General features: G+C 67.1%; 18 protein-coding genes. 13 read left to right on the forward strand and 5 right to left on the reverse strand.

Going from position 1 to position 16683, the window contains the following annotated elements:
- Positions 1–5 precede the first annotated feature (5 nt).
- The 11 genes from E8M01_RS27110 (at position 6) to E8M01_RS27160 (ending at position 10445) form a co-directional block, all read left to right on the forward strand.
- Positions 6–1289 carry a L,D-transpeptidase family protein gene (locus tag E8M01_RS27110; protein WP_246088450.1) on the forward strand — a complete coding sequence of 428 codons (1284 nt, stop codon included), beginning with the start codon at positions 6–8 and terminating at the stop codon, positions 1287–1289.
- A gap of 101 nt (positions 1290–1390) precedes the next feature.
- Entirely contained in the window at positions 1391–1603 is a 213-nt protein-coding gene (locus E8M01_RS27115) for a DUF6898 family protein (protein WP_136963002.1), read from the forward strand.
- 223 nt (positions 1604–1826) lie between these two features.
- A complete protein-coding gene (locus tag E8M01_RS27120; protein ID WP_170182098.1) occupies positions 1827–3098 on the forward strand; it encodes a glycosyltransferase family 4 protein in 1272 nt (423 codons plus the stop codon).
- Between the two features lie 139 nt (positions 3099–3237).
- Positions 3238–4545: a serine hydroxymethyltransferase gene (glyA, locus tag E8M01_RS27125; protein WP_136963004.1), complete on the forward strand. Its 1308-nt coding sequence runs from the start codon at positions 3238–3240 to the stop codon at positions 4543–4545.
- 15 nt (positions 4546–4560) lie between these two features.
- Positions 4561–5043: a transcriptional regulator NrdR gene (gene nrdR, locus E8M01_RS27130; protein WP_136963005.1), complete on the forward strand. Its 483-nt coding sequence runs from the start codon at positions 4561–4563 to the stop codon at positions 5041–5043.
- 47 nt (positions 5044–5090) lie between these two features.
- Complete coding sequence (ribD, locus tag E8M01_RS27135; protein WP_136963006.1) at positions 5091–6212, forward strand: bifunctional diaminohydroxyphosphoribosylaminopyrimidine deaminase/5-amino-6-(5-phosphoribosylamino)uracil reductase RibD; 1122 nt, start codon at positions 5091–5093, stop codon at positions 6210–6212.
- An 8-nt stretch (positions 6213–6220) separates the two neighbouring features.
- Positions 6221–6835 (forward strand): riboflavin synthase, encoded by a 615-nt coding sequence (locus tag E8M01_RS27140; protein ID WP_136963007.1) that lies wholly within the window; start codon positions 6221–6223, stop codon positions 6833–6835.
- 25 nt (positions 6836–6860) lie between these two features.
- Positions 6861–7346, forward strand: coding sequence for a 6,7-dimethyl-8-ribityllumazine synthase (ribH, locus tag E8M01_RS27145; RefSeq protein WP_136963008.1), 486 nt, complete (start codon positions 6861–6863; stop codon positions 7344–7346).
- Positions 7346–7828, forward strand: coding sequence for a transcription antitermination factor NusB (nusB, locus tag E8M01_RS27150; RefSeq protein WP_136963009.1), 483 nt, complete (start codon positions 7346–7348; stop codon positions 7826–7828). The genes ribH and nusB overlap by 1 nt, the downstream gene beginning before the upstream one ends.
- A gap of 323 nt (positions 7829–8151) precedes the next feature.
- Complete coding sequence (gene thiL, locus E8M01_RS27155) at positions 8152–9165, forward strand: thiamine-phosphate kinase (protein ID WP_136963010.1); 1014 nt, start codon at positions 8152–8154, stop codon at positions 9163–9165.
- Between the two features lie 188 nt (positions 9166–9353).
- Positions 9354–10445 carry a helix-turn-helix transcriptional regulator gene (locus tag E8M01_RS27160; RefSeq protein WP_170182099.1) on the forward strand — a complete coding sequence of 364 codons (1092 nt, stop codon included), beginning with the start codon at positions 9354–9356 and terminating at the stop codon, positions 10443–10445.
- A 50-nt stretch (positions 10446–10495) separates the two neighbouring features.
- On the opposite strand, the gene E8M01_RS27165 is transcribed toward E8M01_RS27160, so the two are convergent.
- Complete coding sequence (locus E8M01_RS27165) at positions 10496–11107, reverse strand: DUF6036 family nucleotidyltransferase (protein WP_136963012.1); 612 nt, start codon at positions 11105–11107, stop codon at positions 10496–10498.
- Positions 11104–11490, reverse strand: coding sequence for a hypothetical protein (locus E8M01_RS27170; protein ID WP_136963013.1), 387 nt, complete (start codon positions 11488–11490; stop codon positions 11104–11106). The genes E8M01_RS27165 and E8M01_RS27170 overlap by 4 nt, the downstream gene beginning before the upstream one ends.
- 277 nt (positions 11491–11767) lie before the next feature.
- On the opposite strand from E8M01_RS27170, the gene E8M01_RS27175 reads away from it, so the two are divergent.
- Together E8M01_RS27175 and E8M01_RS27180 are read left to right on the forward strand one after the other, a co-directional pair.
- The gene (locus tag E8M01_RS27175; RefSeq protein ID WP_136963014.1) at positions 11768–12631 is read left to right on the forward strand and encodes a GntR family transcriptional regulator; all 864 of its coding nucleotides are present in this window, start codon (positions 11768–11770) and stop codon (positions 12629–12631) included.
- A gap of 129 nt (positions 12632–12760) precedes the next feature.
- Complete coding sequence (locus E8M01_RS27180; RefSeq protein WP_136963015.1) at positions 12761–13219, forward strand: YbhB/YbcL family Raf kinase inhibitor-like protein; 459 nt, start codon at positions 12761–12763, stop codon at positions 13217–13219.
- Positions 13220–13229: 10 nt separating this feature from the next.
- Here E8M01_RS27180 and nadC read toward each other — a convergent pair whose 3' ends face one another.
- The 3 genes from nadC to nadA are packed head-to-tail and all read right to left on the reverse strand — an operon-like array spanning position 13230 to position 16653.
- Positions 13230–14135 carry a carboxylating nicotinate-nucleotide diphosphorylase gene (nadC, locus tag E8M01_RS27185; protein WP_136963016.1) on the reverse strand — a complete coding sequence of 302 codons (906 nt, stop codon included), beginning with the start codon at positions 14133–14135 and terminating at the stop codon, positions 13230–13232.
- Positions 14135–15673, reverse strand: a complete 1539-nt coding sequence (locus tag E8M01_RS27190) for an L-aspartate oxidase (RefSeq protein ID WP_136963017.1) — start codon at positions 15671–15673, stop codon at positions 14135–14137. Before E8M01_RS27190 ends, nadC begins: the two co-directional genes overlap by 1 nt.
- Positions 15670–16653: a quinolinate synthase NadA gene (nadA, locus tag E8M01_RS27195; protein WP_136963018.1), complete on the reverse strand. Its 984-nt coding sequence runs from the start codon at positions 16651–16653 to the stop codon at positions 15670–15672. Before nadA ends, E8M01_RS27190 begins: the two co-directional genes overlap by 4 nt.
- Positions 16654–16683: the final 30 nt, after the last annotated feature.

Raw genomic sequence — 16683 nt, forward strand, 5'->3', positions numbered from 1 at the left:
TCCTTGTGTCGCGAAACAAAACCTCATCCGCCGGAACCGTGACAGTCAGCCGCCGCGTCCTGCTCGGCTCGATGGTTTCGGCCTATGCGCTTGCCGCCGGCGGCGCCTCCGCGCTCGCCCAGGGCGTGCGTGGCGGGGCCAGCACGGCCGAATGGGGCGACAGCTTCGACGCCGGATCGCGTTCGCGCGCCACCCGCAATACCTTCCCGGTCCTCGGCCCGCATACGGTGCAGGGCCTGGAACAGGCGATCGGCCAATATCAGACGATCGTCTCCCGTGGCGGCTGGCGGCCGATTCCCGCCGGCGAGCGGCTGCGCATCGGCACGCGCCGCCCGGCCGTCGTGCTGTTGCGCGACCGGCTGATGGCGACCGGCGATCTCGACAGCAATGTCGGTCGGTCCGACGTGTTCGACAGCTTCGTCGACACCGCGGTCAGGCGCTTCCAGGTCCGCCACGGCATTTCGCCGGACGGACAGGTGCGCGAATCGACCTTCCAGGCGCTGAACGTTCCGGCCGAGCTGCGGCTGCGCCAGCTCGAGACCAACCTGGTCCGCGTGCGCGCCCATTCGGGCTTCCTCGGCAATCGCTACATCGTCCTGAACATCCCGGCCGCCCAGGCCGAGGCGGTCGAGAACGGCGCCGTCGTGTCGCGCCATGTCGCGGTCGTCGGCAAGGCCGACCGTCAGTCGCCGGTCATTTCGACCCGCGTCGCCGACATCAATTTTAATCCCTACTGGACCGTGCCGGCCTCGATCATCCGCAAGGACCTGATCCCGAAAATGCAGGCCGAACCGGACTATCTCACCAAGAACCGCATTCGCATCTTCAACGGCCAGGGCCAGGAAGTCGCGGCGACCTCGATCAACTGGAACTCGATGGATGCGATGAACTATCGCTTCCGCCAGGACCCGTTCGAGGGCAATTCGATGGGCAATGTGCGCATCAACATTCCGAACGCCCATCAGGTCTATATGCATGACACGCCGTCCAAGGGCCTGTTCGGCGAAGATCAGCGTTTCCACTCGTCCGGCTGCGCGCGGATCCAGAACGTCCGGGAGCTGATCGCCTGGATCCTCCAGGGCACGCCCTGGACCCGTTCCGAGATCGACCGCATCTTCCGCACCGTCGACCGGGTCGATGCCCGTCCGCTGCAGCCGGTGCCGGTCTATTGGGTCTATGTCACCGCCTGGGCCGATCCCGACGGCATGGTCCAGTTCCGCAACGACATCTACCTGCGTGACGGCGCCGGCGCCCAGGTTGCGCTCGGCCAGCAGGCCCAGCCGGAATAATCGGCAGCGACACCTTCCAGGCGTTGCTCCAAGCCCGGCCGTCGCGCCGGGCTTTTTCTTTTGCAGGCTTGCTGCCGGCCGGTCTGTGGCAGACTGCCGCCATGGCCGAATCGAACCCGCGCGAGGTCTATTTCGAATTCACGCCCATCGGTCAGGTGGTGCGGGTGGCCGCGGTTTGCGCCGAGACCGGCGTCGAGGTGATCGTCATGGGGCCAGCCTCGGCGACGCGGCGCGACCTTGAGCAACTGGCTCTGCGCAAGCTCGAATGGCGCCTGGCCCAGGCTGGCGAGGATCAGGCGCGGGCCGGCCGATAGGTCGATTGATCGGCGGGCCGACCTTGCGCTCCGGCGCGCTGGCGCCAGACGTGGTCGCGCCAACAAGTCCGGTTGCCAGCGCTCGGATCATCGACGACGCAAATCGACTTGCTTTGTCATACGCGGCTAATGCGACGTAGGGTCATGCCCGGAAATACGCGGCATGTCGAAGCAACGCACCATAGCAATAGTCCGGCGCCAATAGCGACGCATGAACATATTGTTGGACGCCGACCATTTCGATCGGTCATTCGGGACGGGCATTGCAACCTATTCGCGGGTGCTCGCGCAAACCTATCGCGGTCTCGGCCATCGGGTTATCGGCCTCTTCGGACGCGAGCTGAACCCGTTTTTGACGGCACGAGCGCAAGAAATGGCTTTTTTTGGCTTTCAAGCGCGCCGCCGGCGGTGGTCGATCCCGCGCGCCGTCTGCGCGATGCGTCCCTGGCCCATCGCGGTGACGCCGATCGAACCGACCGGAACGGTCGATCTCGAGCCGATCGCGGATCAGTTTTCCCCCTTTGATGGGATCGCCAATCTCGACTCTTTGACCGAGCTCGCTCACCTCCATTTCGCCTTGACCCGCCGCTTTCTCCCGGTCCGTGCACCCGCAGGCGTCGAGTTCGTTCACTGGGCCCATCCCAAACCCGTCTATGCCGTCGGCGCGCGCAATATCTACACGGTGCACGACCTCGTCCCGATCATGATGCCCTACGCCGTCAAAGGACGGTGCGTGAAATATGATCGGCTGTTTGCCGGCGTCGTGAAACATGCCGATCGGATTTTCACGGTCTCGGAAAACGCTCGGGCAGATCTCTTGCGGCTTTATCCAGCCGATCCGGCACGCGTCATGACGACCTTTCAGGCCGCACCTTTCGCGCCGGAGACTGCCGGCGACGATCCGGAAGACCTCGCCCTCTGGCTTCGTGCTCGCCATGGGCTCGATGCACGGCGCTATCTCATTTATTATGGCGCCATCGAACCGAAGAAGAATATCGACCGGCTGATCGCCGCCTATCTCCGCGCCGATGTCGCGATGCCGCTTGTCATCATATCGAGTTCGGGGTGGTCGAACCGCGTTACCCTGGCGGCTCTCGGCGCGGCGGCAAGGCAATGCGCGCGCGGAGCCGAGCAAGGCAAATCCATCATTCGTTTGCCCTACCTGCCCTATGACGAGGTCATGCGCCTCGTGCAGGGCGCGGCGGCGACCCTCTTCCCGTCGATTCATGAAGGCTTCGGAATTCCGATCCTGGAATCGATGCAGCAGCGGACGCCGGTCCTGACCGCAGACCGGACCGCCACCCGTGAAATTGCCGGAGACGCCGCGCTATTGGTCGATCCGTTCGACGAGACGGCGATTGCCCGGGGGATCGAGCGCATGACCGGCGACCCCATGTTCTGTCGCGCTTTGGTCGAGAAGGGCTCGGTGCGCGCCCAGTTTTTCTCGACGGCGGCCTATCGGGAGCGGCTTGGAGCAGCACTCGCCGCCTTCTAGTCGGAATGACCTGAACCGTACCTGTCCGGCCCTTTGACCATCGCTCGGCCGGCTTGGACTCACGGGCCTTCCGTGCTACCGGCAAGGCAGCCCATGAAACCGCGCCTTCGACGCGCCGCGATCCGATGGAGACAGCCGGATGTCAGCCTCGACCTCTCGCTCCTATCAGCCCTTTGACGGCTTCTTCTCGGCCCCGCTCGCCGATTCCGACCCGGTCATTTTCGACGCCATTCAGAAGGAACTCGGTCGTCAGCAGCACGAGATCGAGCTGATCGCCTCGGAAAACATCGTCTCGCGCGCCGTCATGGAAGCGCAGGGCTCGGTGATGACCAACAAATATGCCGAGGGTTATCCGGGCAAGCGCTATTATGGCGGCTGCCAGTTCGTCGACATTGCCGAAGAGGTCGCGATCGAGCGGGCGACCAAGCTGTTCGGCTGCAAGTTCGCCAATGTCCAGCCGAACTCCGGCAGCCAGGCCAACCAGGCCGTGTTCATGGCGCTGATGCAGCCGGGCGAGACCTTCATGGGGCTCGATCTCGCCGCCGGCGGCCATCTCACCCATGGTTCGCCGGTCAACGTCTCGGGCAAGTGGTTCAAGGTTGCGCCCTATACGGTGCGTCAGGACGACCAGCGCATCGACATGGACGAGGTCGCCCGCCTCGCGCGCGAAGCCAAGCCGAAGATCATCATTGCCGGCGGCTCGGCCTATGCGCGCTTCTGGGATTTCGCCCGGTTCCGGGCGATCGCCGACGAGGTTGGCGCCTATCTGTTCGTCGACATGGCGCATTTCGCCGGCCTGGTCGCCGGCGGCGCGCATCCCTCGCCGTTCCCGCACGCCCATGTGGTGACCACCACCACCCACAAGACCCTGCGCGGTCCGCGCGGCGGCCTGATCCTCACCGACGACGAGGCGATCGCCAAGAAGATCAATTCGGCGATCTTTCCGGGCATCCAGGGCGGCCCGCTGATGCATGTCATCGCCGCCAAGGCGGTGGCCTTCGGCGAGGCGCTGCGCCCGGACTTCAAGACCTATGCCCATGCCGTGGTGACCAATGCCAAGGCGCTGGCCGAGACCCTCAAGGCAGCCGGCTACGACCTGGTCACCGATGGCACCGACAACCACCTGATGCTGGTCGATCTTCGGCCGAAGAACCTGACCGGCAAGGCCTCCGAGATCGCGCTTGGCCGCGCCTTCATCACCTGCAACAAGAACGGCATCCCGTTCGATCCGCAAAAGCCCTTCGTCACCTCGGGCATCCGGCTCGGCACGCCGGCCGGCACCACCCGGGGCTTCGGTGTCACCGAGTTCAAGCGCATCGGCGATCTGATCGTCGAGACGCTGGACGGCCTGTCGAGGGCCAATTCGGACGAGGGCAATGCCACTGTCGAGGCCGCCGTGCGTGACAAGGTGAAAGACCTGGTCGCGCGCTTCCCGATCTATTCCTGACCGGCGGGGCAGGCCGTGCGCTGTCCCTTTTGTGGTTTCGCCGATACCCAGGTGAAGGACTCACGTCCGACCGAGGATGGCTCCGCCATCCGGCGCCGGCGCGTCTGCACGGAATGCAATGGCCGCTTCACCACTTTCGAGCGCGTGCAATTGCGCGAGCTCACCGTGATCAAGCGCAACAACCGGCGGGTGCCGTTCGACCGCGACAAGCTGATGCGTTCGATCCAGATCGCGCTGCGGAAGCGGCCGGTCGACCCGGACCGGGTCGAGCGGCTGGTCTCCGGCATTGTCCGGCAATTGGAAGCCTCGGGTGAAAGCGAGATCCCGGCGGAGAATATCGGCCGCATCGTCATGGAGGCGCTGAAGGCGCTCGACGACGTCGCCTATGTTCGTTTCGCCTCGGTCTATCGCAATTTCCGCGAGCCCAAGGATTTCGAGCAGCTGATCGGCGAGATGGCCGAGGATGAAGAGCCGTCCGTCGAGCCGAAACGCCCATAGGCTGGCGTCGATGGTCCGTCGAGACGATCCGCCGAGAATGGCCCGCCATGACTGAGCCGATCAATGACCCGATCAATGACCCGGCATTCTCGGCCGCCGATCACGCCTTCATGGACCATGCCCTGCGGCTCGGCCGGCGCCAGCTCGGGCTGACCTTTCCCAATCCGGCGGTCGGCTGCATCCTGGCCAAGGACGGCATCGTCGTCGGCCGCGGCGCCACCCAGCCGGGCGGCCGGCCCCATGGCGAGACGACGGCCATCGCCCATGCCGGCGCGGCCGCGCGCGGCGCCACCGCCTATGTGACGCTCGAGCCGTGCTCGCATTACGGCCGCACCGCCCCCTGTTCGGACGCCCTGGCGCGGGCCGGCGTGATCCGCGTCGTCTGTGCCATTGGCGACCCGGACCCGCGGGTCCATGGCCGCGGCTTCAACATGTTGCGGGCCTATGGCATCGCGGTCGAGACCGGCCTGGGCAAGGCCCGGGCGGCGCTCGATCACCGCGGCCATTTCACCCGCATTCGTCTCGGCCGGCCTTTCGTCCAGCTCAAGATGGCGCTGACCTCGGATGGTTTCGTCGCCGGCGAGGGCGGCCGCCAGGTGCAGATCTCGGGTGAGCGGGCGAGCGAGGCGGTGCATCTGATGCGCGCCATGGCGGACGCGATCATGGTCGGCATCGGCACCGTGCTGTCGGACGATCCGCTGCTCACCTGCCGGCTGCCGGGCATGGCCGACCGCTCGCCGATCCGCGTCGTCATGGATCCGCGCCTGCGCACGCCGGTCGATGCCCGGCTGGTGGCCACCGCCCGCGAGGTGCCGACCTGGATCATCGGGGCGGTCGATGCCGCACCCGAGGCCGAGCGCTGGCTGCGTTCGGCCGGCGCCGAGGTCATGCGGGTCGGGCGCACCGCCGCCGGCGCGCTGGACCTGAGCGAGGCGCTGCGCCTGATCGCCACCCGCGGCATCACCCGGGTGCTCGCCGAGGGCGGGCCGACCCTTGCGAAAGCCCTTGTCGACACCGATCTCGCGGACGAGATCACCCTGATCCGCGCACCGGCCGTGCTCGGATCGGGCATTCCGGCTTTCACCCAACCCATGCCCGGCCGCTACCGCCTTGCGGAAGCCTTGCCATCCGGGCGAGACATCATCGAGACGTATCGTCAGGATCGTTAGGAGCGCCCATGTTCACCGGCATCATCACCGACGTGGGCGAAGTCGTCGCCGTCAAGGACGAGGGCTCGGCCCGCCACCTGACGGTCGCCTGCGCCTATCCGGCCGAGACCATCCCGCTCGGCGCCTCGATCTGCCATATGGGGGTTTGCCTCACCGTCACCTCGCTCAAATCCGGCTCCAACCATACGCTGATCACCGTCGATGCCTCGGGCGAGACCCTGGCGCGCACCACCATCGGCGCCTGGCAGGCCGGTACCAAGATCAATCTGGAGCGCTCGCTGCGCATTGGCGACGAGCTCGGCGGCCATATCGTCACCGGCCATGTCGACGGCGTCGCCGAGATCGTCTCGCGTGAGGACAAGGACGGCACCGCCTGGTTCGTGTTCCGCGCGCCGCGCGAACTGGCCAAGTTCATTGCCGAAAAGGGCTCGGTCGGTCTCGACGGCACCTCGCTGACGGTCAATGGCGTCAAGGACGACACCTTCACCGTCACGCTGATTCCGCACACGCTGTCGGTGACCACCTGGGGGGGCGCCAAGGTCGGCGACCGGGTCAATCTCGAAGTCGACATGATGGCTCGTTATTCCGCGCGCCTTGCGGAGGCGAAGGCCGAGGGCTACTAAGCCGGTCCATACCAAAGGATCCTCCATGGCCGCCCCACGCTCCGCGCCCGCCGAGACGCTCAAGACCCATGCCCGGGTGCTTGTTGTCGAAGCCCGTTTCTACGATGATCTCGCCGATGCGCTGCTCGACGGCGCCAGGGGCGCGATCGAAGCGGCCGGCGCGACCTGCGAGGTGCACACGGTGCCCGGCGCCTTGGAAATCCCGGCGGCGATCGCCATCCTGATCGACGGCGCGGCCGCCAAGGGCGTTCCCTTCGACGGCGCGGTGGCGCTCGGCACCGTCATCCGCGGCGAGACCACCCATTACGAGATCGTCTCGAACGAAAGTTCGCGGGCGCTGATGGAGCTCGCGGTCGCCCGCAAGCTGCCGCTCGGCAACGGCATCCTCACCGTCGAGAACGACGAACAGGCCTGGGCGCGCGCGCGCCGGTCGGAAATGGACAAGGGCGGCGGCGCGGCGGAGGCCTGCCTCGCCATGATCCGCCTGAAGCGCGCGGCGGAGACGCGCTGATGACCACCCCGGCCAAACAGGCGAACAAACGCGGCACGGCGAGGCTCGCGGCGGTCCAGGCGCTCTATCAGATGGATGTCGCCCATACCGACATCAACGAGGTGATCGGCGCCTTCCAGGTGTTCTGGATGGGCCGCGAGGTGGAGGGCGAGACCTACCTGCCGGCCGATCATCAGTTCTTCCGCGACATCGTCCAGGGCGTCATGCGCGAGCAGCAGCGTGTCGACGTGGCGGTCGACACGATCCTCGCCGACGACTGGCCGCTGAAGCGCATCGAGGCGGTGCTGCGCGCGGTGTTGCGCGCCGGCTGTTACGAGCTGTTCGAGCGTCCCGACATTCCGGCCAAGGTGATCATCGCCGAATATGTCGATGTCGCTGATGCCTTTGTCGACCGCGAAGAGGTCGGCATGGCCAATGCGGTGCTCGACCGCATCGCCAAACGCGTGCGGCCGGCCGAAATGGGTGAGGCCCCGAAGGCCTGAGCGGCGAGTGGCGAATGGCGAGTGGGGAATGCTGAGACATCGCCGCGCATGAACCCTCGCCCGCGCCGTCGCGGGAGAGGGTGGCCGCGGAGCGGCCGGGTGAGGGTGGTTGCGTCGGCCCTTGCCGTGCATTTCGGGTGCAAGTGATAGGCGGGGCGCCTGTTCAAACCCTCACCCGGGTCGTCCGGACCCAGCCTCTCCCGCAAGCGGGCGAGGGTTTACGCGCGCGGGGCGTTTCGCTTCATCCCCATTCGCTATTCGCCATTCGCCATCTCCCCCCATCGTGACAAGATAGGCCCGAAGCCCCGCCGGATTCATCCATCATGAGCCGCCCCTCCGAAGACGAGCTGATCGCCCGCTATTTCGCGCCGCTCGCCACGGCTCCGGGCGCCGACGGGCTGACCGATGACGCGGCGGTACTGCCGGCGGGGGCGGGCGATCTGGTCGTCACCAAGGACATGCTGGTCGCCGGCGTGCATTTTTTCCCGGACGACCCGCCTGATCTGGTGGCCCGGAAGGCGCTGCGCGTAAACCTGTCGGATCTCGCCGCCAAGGGGGCGCGGCCGGCCGGTTTCCTGCTGGCGCTCGGCCTGCCCGCGGACTGGACCGAAGCCTTTCTCGAGGCCTTCACCCGCGGTCTTGCCACCGACATCGAGCGCTTCGGCTGCCCGCTCTATGGCGGCGACACCGTAAAAATGCCGGGTCCCGTGACAAGGCCGGGTCCCTTGACGCTTTCGGTCACCGCCTTCGGCCGCACCGGCCGGACGGTGCGGCGCAACGGCGCCGAGCCCGGCGACCTGATCGTGGTGAGCGGCACCATTGGCGACGGCGCGCTGGGGCTGAAGGCGCGTCTGGCCGAGCGTGAGCCCAGCCTTCAGCCCGATTGGCTCAAACTGCTGGCGCCCGAGCACCGGGCGGCGCTCGCCGGCCGCTATCTGCTGCCGGAGCCGCGCACCGGTCTGGCCGATGCGGTCTCGGCCCATGCATCGGCCGCCATGGACATTTCCGACGGGCTGGCCGGCGATCTCGCCAAGCTCATGAAGGTCTCCGGCGTGGCAGGGCAGGTGAGGCTGGCGGATATTCCGGTGTCGGCGGCGGTGCGAGCCGCGCGCGACCTCGACACGTCCTTGGTGACGACCATGCTGACCGGCGGTGACGATTACGAGATCCTGGCGACGGTTCCGCCCGGAGCGCTCGCCGCCTTCGAAGCGGCCGGCCGGGCAGCCGGCGTCGCGGTTGCGGTGATCGGTCAGGTGACGGCGGGCGACGGGCTTGCCATCATCGATGCGGCGGGCCAGCCGCTGTCGCTCGGAGCCGGCCGCTTCGAGCATTTCTGAGCGCGGGATGGGCGGCTTCCTGTTGCTCAATATATCTTTGTAATGAAGATAATCGACAGCGACGGGATGTGCCGCCCTCTGTCGATCGGCCCGGCTGGATTCAACTGCGCGGCTATTGAACGGCATCGGAGAAAGCAGTCTTCTTGACGGGACACATGTCTCGGGTTCGGGTTGGCAGCTTGGGGGATATGAACGAGCAACTGCTCGAACGGATCTATGAAGCCGCGGCGCTGCCGGAACTCTGGGCGAGCGTGCTGGATGAACTCGCCGGCCTGGCCGGCTGCCGGCCGGCCCTTCTGTTCACCACCGATGGTGCCAATGTCACCGGCGCCATTGGCAATCAGGCGATCCAGGAGCCGCTGCGCGTCTTCGTCGAGGACGGCTGGATGGCGCGCAATCCGCAGGGCGCCCGCACGCTGGCGCGCCGGGAGCCGCGCTTCACCAATGATCTCGACATCTTCACCCTGGAGGAGATCGAGACGGACCCCTATTACCTGGAATTCCTGCGGCCGCAGGGCATGTCCTGGGGCACCGGCACGCTGATCACAGGGCCGATCGAGACCCAGATCATCGTCTCCATCCATCGGGCCTACGAGCTCGGCCCGGTAACGCGCGAGGCGGTCGACCGGCTGACGGCGCTGCGCCCGCATATCGCCCGCGCGGCCTTCATTTCGGCGCGGCTGAAGCTCGAACAGGCGCGCGCCGCGGTCCAGGCGCTGGATGCGCTCGGCCTGCCGGCCGCAGCGCTTGGCAGCGCCGGCGCGGTTCGGGTTGCCAATGCCTCGTTCCAGGCGCTGATCCCCGAGGTCGTGCTCGACTGGCGCCAACGGCTGAAATTTGTGCATCGCAAGGCCGACAGCCTGCTGGAGGCGGCATTGAGCGTGCCGTTCGGCAGCCGCCCGGCCGACAATATCGGCGCATCGTTCCCGGTCGCCGCCAGTGATGGCCATTCGCCCTTCATCGCCCATTTGCTGCCGATCAGTGGCGCCGGTCACGACGTCTTTTCCGGCATCGGCTGGATCCTGGTCGCGGTTCCCGTCGCGCGGAACGAGCCGGCCAGTTGCGCGCTGATCGAGGGCCTGTTCGACCTGACGCCGGCCGAAGCGCGGGTTGCCAGGGCGCTGCTCGCCGGCAAGACGGTCGCCGGCCTCGCCACCGCGTCGAACCTGTCGCGCGAGACCATCCGCTCGCATCTGAAGGCCTTGATGCAGAAGACCGGCGCGCACCGGCAGGCCGACCTGATGCGGCTTCTGTCCGTGCCGTTCGGCTCGCTCCGGTAGTGACTGGACCAACTTTGTCGGCCGCTACCTTGCGGAGAGCAGGGGCGTCGCTATTTCGGACGCCGCCCCGGTTCGGAAGGTGCGACGATCGCGAAATCGATCTTGCAGGTCGCTCCAAGCTGCCTCAGCCGGCGCTCCAGCTCGCCACGAGGCGGAACGCCGCGATCGGGGTCGGTGTCCGGCAGTTGGTTCAAGCGGTCCGCCATTGTCTGAAGATGCAATATCCCGGCGTTCAGGCCATGGATGAGCCAGACTTGATCTTTTTCGCGCCATGCAACGAGCTTCGCCAGCGCAATATCGTTTTCCTCCGGAACAATGGCGATGACACCTGGGCAGTCCGGGCCATGATACTCGATGGCGCGATCTTGCCAGTCACGCGGCATCTTGGCCGTCTCGGGCGATACACCATCGCCGTAATAGCCGTACTCGTTATGGAAGGCGGAATTCTGCCCAATGCTGCCGTCGATTTGCTCCGACATCGCCTCGACGTCTTCCGCATCGGCTGCGTAGATATCGATTTCCGGAGTAGCCATCATATTTCCGGGAAGGTTTTGGCTCCGGGCAATGACAGCGCCGGACCCGATGAGGACAAAGCGCCTTTGTCCGGTGACATCGGCAGCCGCGCGCAACAGGTGGTCAATACGGCTGCGTCGCATGATCATGGGTCGCGGCCGATCGCGACGGGGGCAATGAGGGAAACCTTCGGCCGGGTGGAGATCGCTTGCCGCTCCTCGGCTGAGGGCACGTAAAAGACCGGCTGCGTGTCACGCAGCAACGATCCCTTGTCACTGTCTTCCAGGAGATCGCGCACGACCTTCCCGATGTCGTGCCGCAGCAGATGCTGCCACATCCGGTAATAGGCGCGTTGTGATGGATCCGTCTTCATATGCCGCTCCATGTAGGCGCGGCCATGCTGAACCAGCTCGGGGTGGTCGATAAGGCGTGCGGCCACGAGGCGCGTCACCTCATACCCGCGCCGCTCGTTGCGGTCGTGGAAGTATGTCTTCTCGGGTAGCTGGGCGACGAACCGCTCACCCCTGGTCATCGTCAGCTGTCCAACTCACGGGGCAAATTGCATGATTGCAAAATCCATCGGATCCCGCGGGATTATAGCGGTGTGCGACAGAAATTGTCAGGTCCGATGACGGCCGTTTCATTGGCCGCGCATCAGGATGTCACCGCGCGGAACGGCCCGTTGCTTGCGAGTGCGGGCATTCTCCGCTCACCCGCTTCATCCTCGACCAGCGACAATAAGGTCTGATAGAACCGAGCCTTATCGGGTTCCCGCTGATGGAGCGGGGCGGCGCGGCAGCCTCGGGATCATGGCCAGAAAATCGACCAAGACCAGCGCGACCAAGACCAGCGCGACCAAGACCAGCGCGACCAAGACCAGCGCGACCAAGACCAGCGCGTCCAAGACGAGTGCGACCAAGACGAGTGCGACCAAGGCGGGTGGGGCCAAGGTGGGTGCGTCCAAGGCGCCGGCCGGCAGGACCGCGCGCGGGCGGACGGCCGCCACCGGCTCGCTCACCGAACAGGCCTATGAAGCGATCAAGGAAAAGGTCATCACGCTCTATTTCCTGCCGGGCCAATATCTCAACGAGCAGGCGATCTGCGAATTGCTGAATCTCGGCCGCACGCCGGTTCATCAGGCCCTCCAGCGGCTGCAGGTCGAGGGGCTGGTCGACATCGTGCCGCGCAAGGGCGTGATCATCCAGCCGGATTCGATCGGCCAGATCATCGAGATCCTCGACGCGCGCCTGGTGGTCGAGACCGAGATCGCCCGCAAGGCCGCCGAGAAGGCCGAAGATCCCGATGTCGAGGCGCTCCAGGTGATCCTCGACCATCATTCGAGCGGCCAGCATGGCGGCGGCGCGATCGATGCCTTTGTCGAATGCGACCGCGCCTTTCACGTCAAGATCAGCGAGATGTCGCGCAACCATGTGCTCGGCGATTTCGCCAAGGTGCTGCATGAACGCTCGACCCGGTCCTGGTATCTGCACCTCTGGCAGACGCTCGACACCGCGGCGTCCGACCGCCAGCACCGCCACGTGCTGGCGGCGATCCGGGCGCGCGACGGCGAAGCGGCCGCCGGCGCCATGCGCGAACATCTGATGAGCCTGCGCGAGCGGGTCGCCCATCTCCAGCAGACCGCGCCGCGCCGCGGGCTCGGCCACGGCCACTAATGCACCGGGGTGTTCCCGGACCACTCGCGCGATGGCGCTTCGGGGCGTATTGTGGCGCGAGATCGCGCGTCAGCCCGCGAGCATCCCTCCTGCCTTCGGGCGGCGCCGTCAACGCGATGGAGGCGATCCATGGAACTTCACTCAAGCGCATTTTCGGATGGCGCGACCATCCCGACGCGCTTCACTTGCGACGGCGAAGACCTTTCTCCGGAGCTCGAATGGAGCGACGTCCCGGCAGAGGCCCTAAGCCTTGTGCTTCTTTGCGACGATCCCGACGCCCCGATGGGCACCTGGCACCATTGGGCGGCCTATGACATCCCGGCTGAACGCGCCGGGCTTGCCGAGGGCGCCGGCCGGCCGGCCGACAAGGCCAGCTTCAAGCAGGCGATGAACGATTTCCATCGGCCGGGCTATGGTGGCGCCTGTCCGCCGAAGGGCGGCACCACGCACCACTATCATTTCCGGCTGCTGGCACTCTCGACCGACCACCTGACCTTGCCCGAGACTGCCGGATGCCGGGAGGTCGAGCGGGAGGCGCGCAAATATGCGATCGCCGAGGCTGATCTCGTCGGTCTCTATGGGCGCTGACGATCGCGGCTCATGAGCCGCGTGACCGCGCCGGCTGCTGCGTGACGGTGTGCGGGCCGGCATAGTCCAGCCCGATATCGAGCACCGGCGCGCTGTGGGTCAGCCAGCCGATCGAGATCAGGTCCACCCCGGTCGCGGCGATCGCGGGTCCCGAGGCGGGCGTGACGCGGCCCGAGGCCTCGGTGATGGCCCGGCCGCCGACCATGGCGACCGCCCGCGTCAGGTCCTCGACACCCATATTGTCGAGCAGCACGGCGTCGACGCCGAGCGCCAGCACCTCGTCGAGCTGGGCGAGCGTATCGACTTCGATCTCGATCTTGACGAGGTGGCCGACGCCGGCCCGGGCCCGTTCGATCGCCGGGCGGATGCCGCCGGCCAGCGCCACGTGGTTGTCCTTGATCAGCACGGCGTCGTCGAGGCCGAAGCGATGGTTGGCGCCGCCGCCGGCCCGGACCGCATATTTCTGCAGCGCGCGCAGCCCCGGCATGGTCTTGCGCGTGCAGACGACCTGCGCCTTGTGGCCTGCTATCGCCGCGACCACCGACGCGGTGGCGGTCGCGACGCCGCTGAGGTGGCAGATGAGATTGAGCGCGGTGCGTTCGGCGGTGAGCAAGCCGCGCGCCGGCCCGCTGACGCTGGCGATCACCTGGCCGGCGGCCACCGGGCTGCCGTCGGGCCGTTCCACCGCCATTGCGCTGCCGGGCTCGATCAATTGGAAGGCGAGGCGCGCCGGGTCGAGCCCGGCCACCACGCCGGGCTGGCGGGCGGTCAATGTCAGGGTCGCGATGAGATCAGGCGGGACCACCGCGTCGGTGGTGATGTCGCCGGCCCGGCCGAGATCCTCCAGGAGAGCGGCGCGCACCAGCGGTTCGAACAGGACGGTGGCAAGCGGAGCGAGATGGGGCGAAAGGCTCATCAGCCGACCCTCCTGGCCGAGGGTTTATGGTCCCATGCGGCCGTGAAGGCCTGATCGAGGGTCAGCATCGAGCGGCGCGCGATCGCGTGCGCTTGTGGAAAATCGGTCCGGTAATGGCCGCCGCGGCTTTCCTCCCTGGCCAGCGCCGCAACCGCGATCATCAGGCCGACACTGGCGGGGTCGCCGGCCGGACCGGAGCTCGAGGCGAGCGGCAGAAGCGCACGGATCGCCGCTTCCAGGCTTTGCCGGTCGCGCAGCACGCCGGCGCCGCGTGACAGGATCGGCCTGATGGCCGAAGGGTCGGGCGGCGGCGGAACCGCCACCGGCCGGGGCGGCGGCAGACGCCGCGCCGGCGTCGACGCCACGCTCTCCGCGACCCAGCCGGCGGTGACGGCGGCCTCGGTCAGGGAATTGCTGGCGAGCCGGTTGGCGCCGTGCAGCCCGGTGGCGGCGGCCTCGCCGAGCGCCCACAACCCGCCAACCGAGGTGCGGCCGGCACCATCCACCGCGATGCCGCCCATATGATAGTGCTCGGCCGGGCGGATCGGGATCGGCTGGAGCGCCGGATCGATGCCGGCGCTCCGGCAGAAGGCCGCAATCGCCGGGAAACGCCGGGCGAAGTCGGCTCCGGGCCTCTGCCGGGCGTCGAGGAACACCTGATGGCCTTCGCCGAGATGGCGCCAGACCGCGCGCGCCACGACGTCGCGCGGCGCGAGTTCCGCGCCCGGCTGGTCGGCCATGAAACGCCGGCCGGTCTCGTCGATCACGATGGCGCCTTCGCCGCGCACCGCTTCGCTGATCAGCGGCATCGGACGGTTCGGCCCGTCGAAGGCGGTCGGATGGAACTGGATGAACTCGAGATCGGCCAGCACGGCGCCGGCGCGTGCCGCCAGCGCCAGGCCCTGGCCGAAACAGCCCGGCGGATTGGTGCTGTCGAGGAACAGGCCGCCAATGCCGCCGGTGGCGACAATGACCCGCCCGCTGCCGAAGGCTATCGGCCCCGACGGGCCGACGGCCAGGACGCCGCAAACCGTGTTGTCCTCGACCAAGAGACGGCGCGCCTCCAGCCCGGCCACGACGGTGATCGACGGCGTCCGGCCGACGGCGGCGACCAGCGCGCGCATGATCTCGCGCCCGGTTCCGTCGCCGGCGGCATGGACGATGCGGTTGCGGCCATGGGCTGCCTCCAGCCCCAGGCTGACCGTGCCGTCGGCGCCTCGATCGAAACCGGTGCCGAGCCGGGCGAGCGTCGCGATCGCCTGCGGCGCGCCTTGCGCGATCCGCTCGACGACATGGGCGTCGCACAGCCCGTCGCCGGCGGCGATCGTATCGGCGGCATGCAGGGCAGGGCTGTCGTCGGGCCCGAGGCTGGCGGCCAGGCCGCCTTGCGCCCAGGCGCTCGATGCCTCCTGGCCGAGCGGTGCCTTGGTGATGACGACGACCGGTTCGGGCGCCAAAGCCAGCGCCGTCATCAATCCGGCCATGCCGCCGCCAATGATCACCGGCCGGCCGTGAAGCGGGCTGATCTCCGCGCTCATATCGCCAGCATCCTTTCGACCGCGAGGCGGGCCCGGCCGGCGAGCGCCGGATCGATGGTCACCTCATGGCGGTTCAACTCCAGCGCCTGCCGGATATTGCCGAGCGTGATCCGCTTCATATGCGGGCAGAGATTGCACGGCCGGATGAACTCGACCTCGGGGTGCTGGACCGCGACATTGTCGCTCATCGAGCATTCGGTCATCAGCACGACGCGCGGTGGTTTCCTGGTCTCGACATAGTCGGACATGGCCGCGGTCGAACCGGAGAAATCCGCGACCGCCACCACCTCGGGCGGGCATTCCGGATGGGCGAGCACGGTGACGCCGGGATTGTCCTCGCGCAATTGCCTGATGTCTTCGGGCGTGAAGCGCTCATGCACCTCGCAATGGCCCTTCCAGGCAATGATCTCGACATCGGTTTCGGCCGCGATGTTCTGCGCCAGATATTCGTCGGGCAGCATGATGACGCGCCGGACGCCGAGCGATTCGACGATCGCCCTGGCATTGCCCGAGGTGCAGCAAATGTCCGATTCCGCCTTCACCGCGGCTGACGTGTTGACATAGGTGACGATCGGCACGCCGGGATAGCGCTGGCGCATCAGGCGGACGTCCTGCGGCGTGATCGAATCGGCCAGCGAACAGCCGGCGGCGAGATCCGGGATCAGCACGGTCTTGCCAGGGTTCAAGAGCTTGGCCGTCTCGGCCATGAAATGCACGCCGGCCAGCACGATCACTTGCGCTTCGACCGCCATCGCCTTGCGCGCCAGCGCCAGGCTGTCGCCGACCAGATCGGCGACGCAATGGAAGATTTCCGGCGTCTGGTAGTTATGCGCCAGGATGACCGCGTTGCGCCGCCGTTTCAGCTCCAGGATGGCATCGACGTCGCCGGCAAAGGCCGGCCATTCGATCGGCGGAATGACCCGCTTGACCCGGTCATAGAGGGGTGCCGTGCGTTGCAGAACGGAGGAGGCGGTCGCCATCGATTTATACTCCAAGTGAGCATATGATGG

Source organism: Phreatobacter stygius (assembly GCF_005144885.1).
GTDB lineage: Bacteria > Pseudomonadota > Alphaproteobacteria > Rhizobiales > Phreatobacteraceae > Phreatobacter > Phreatobacter stygius.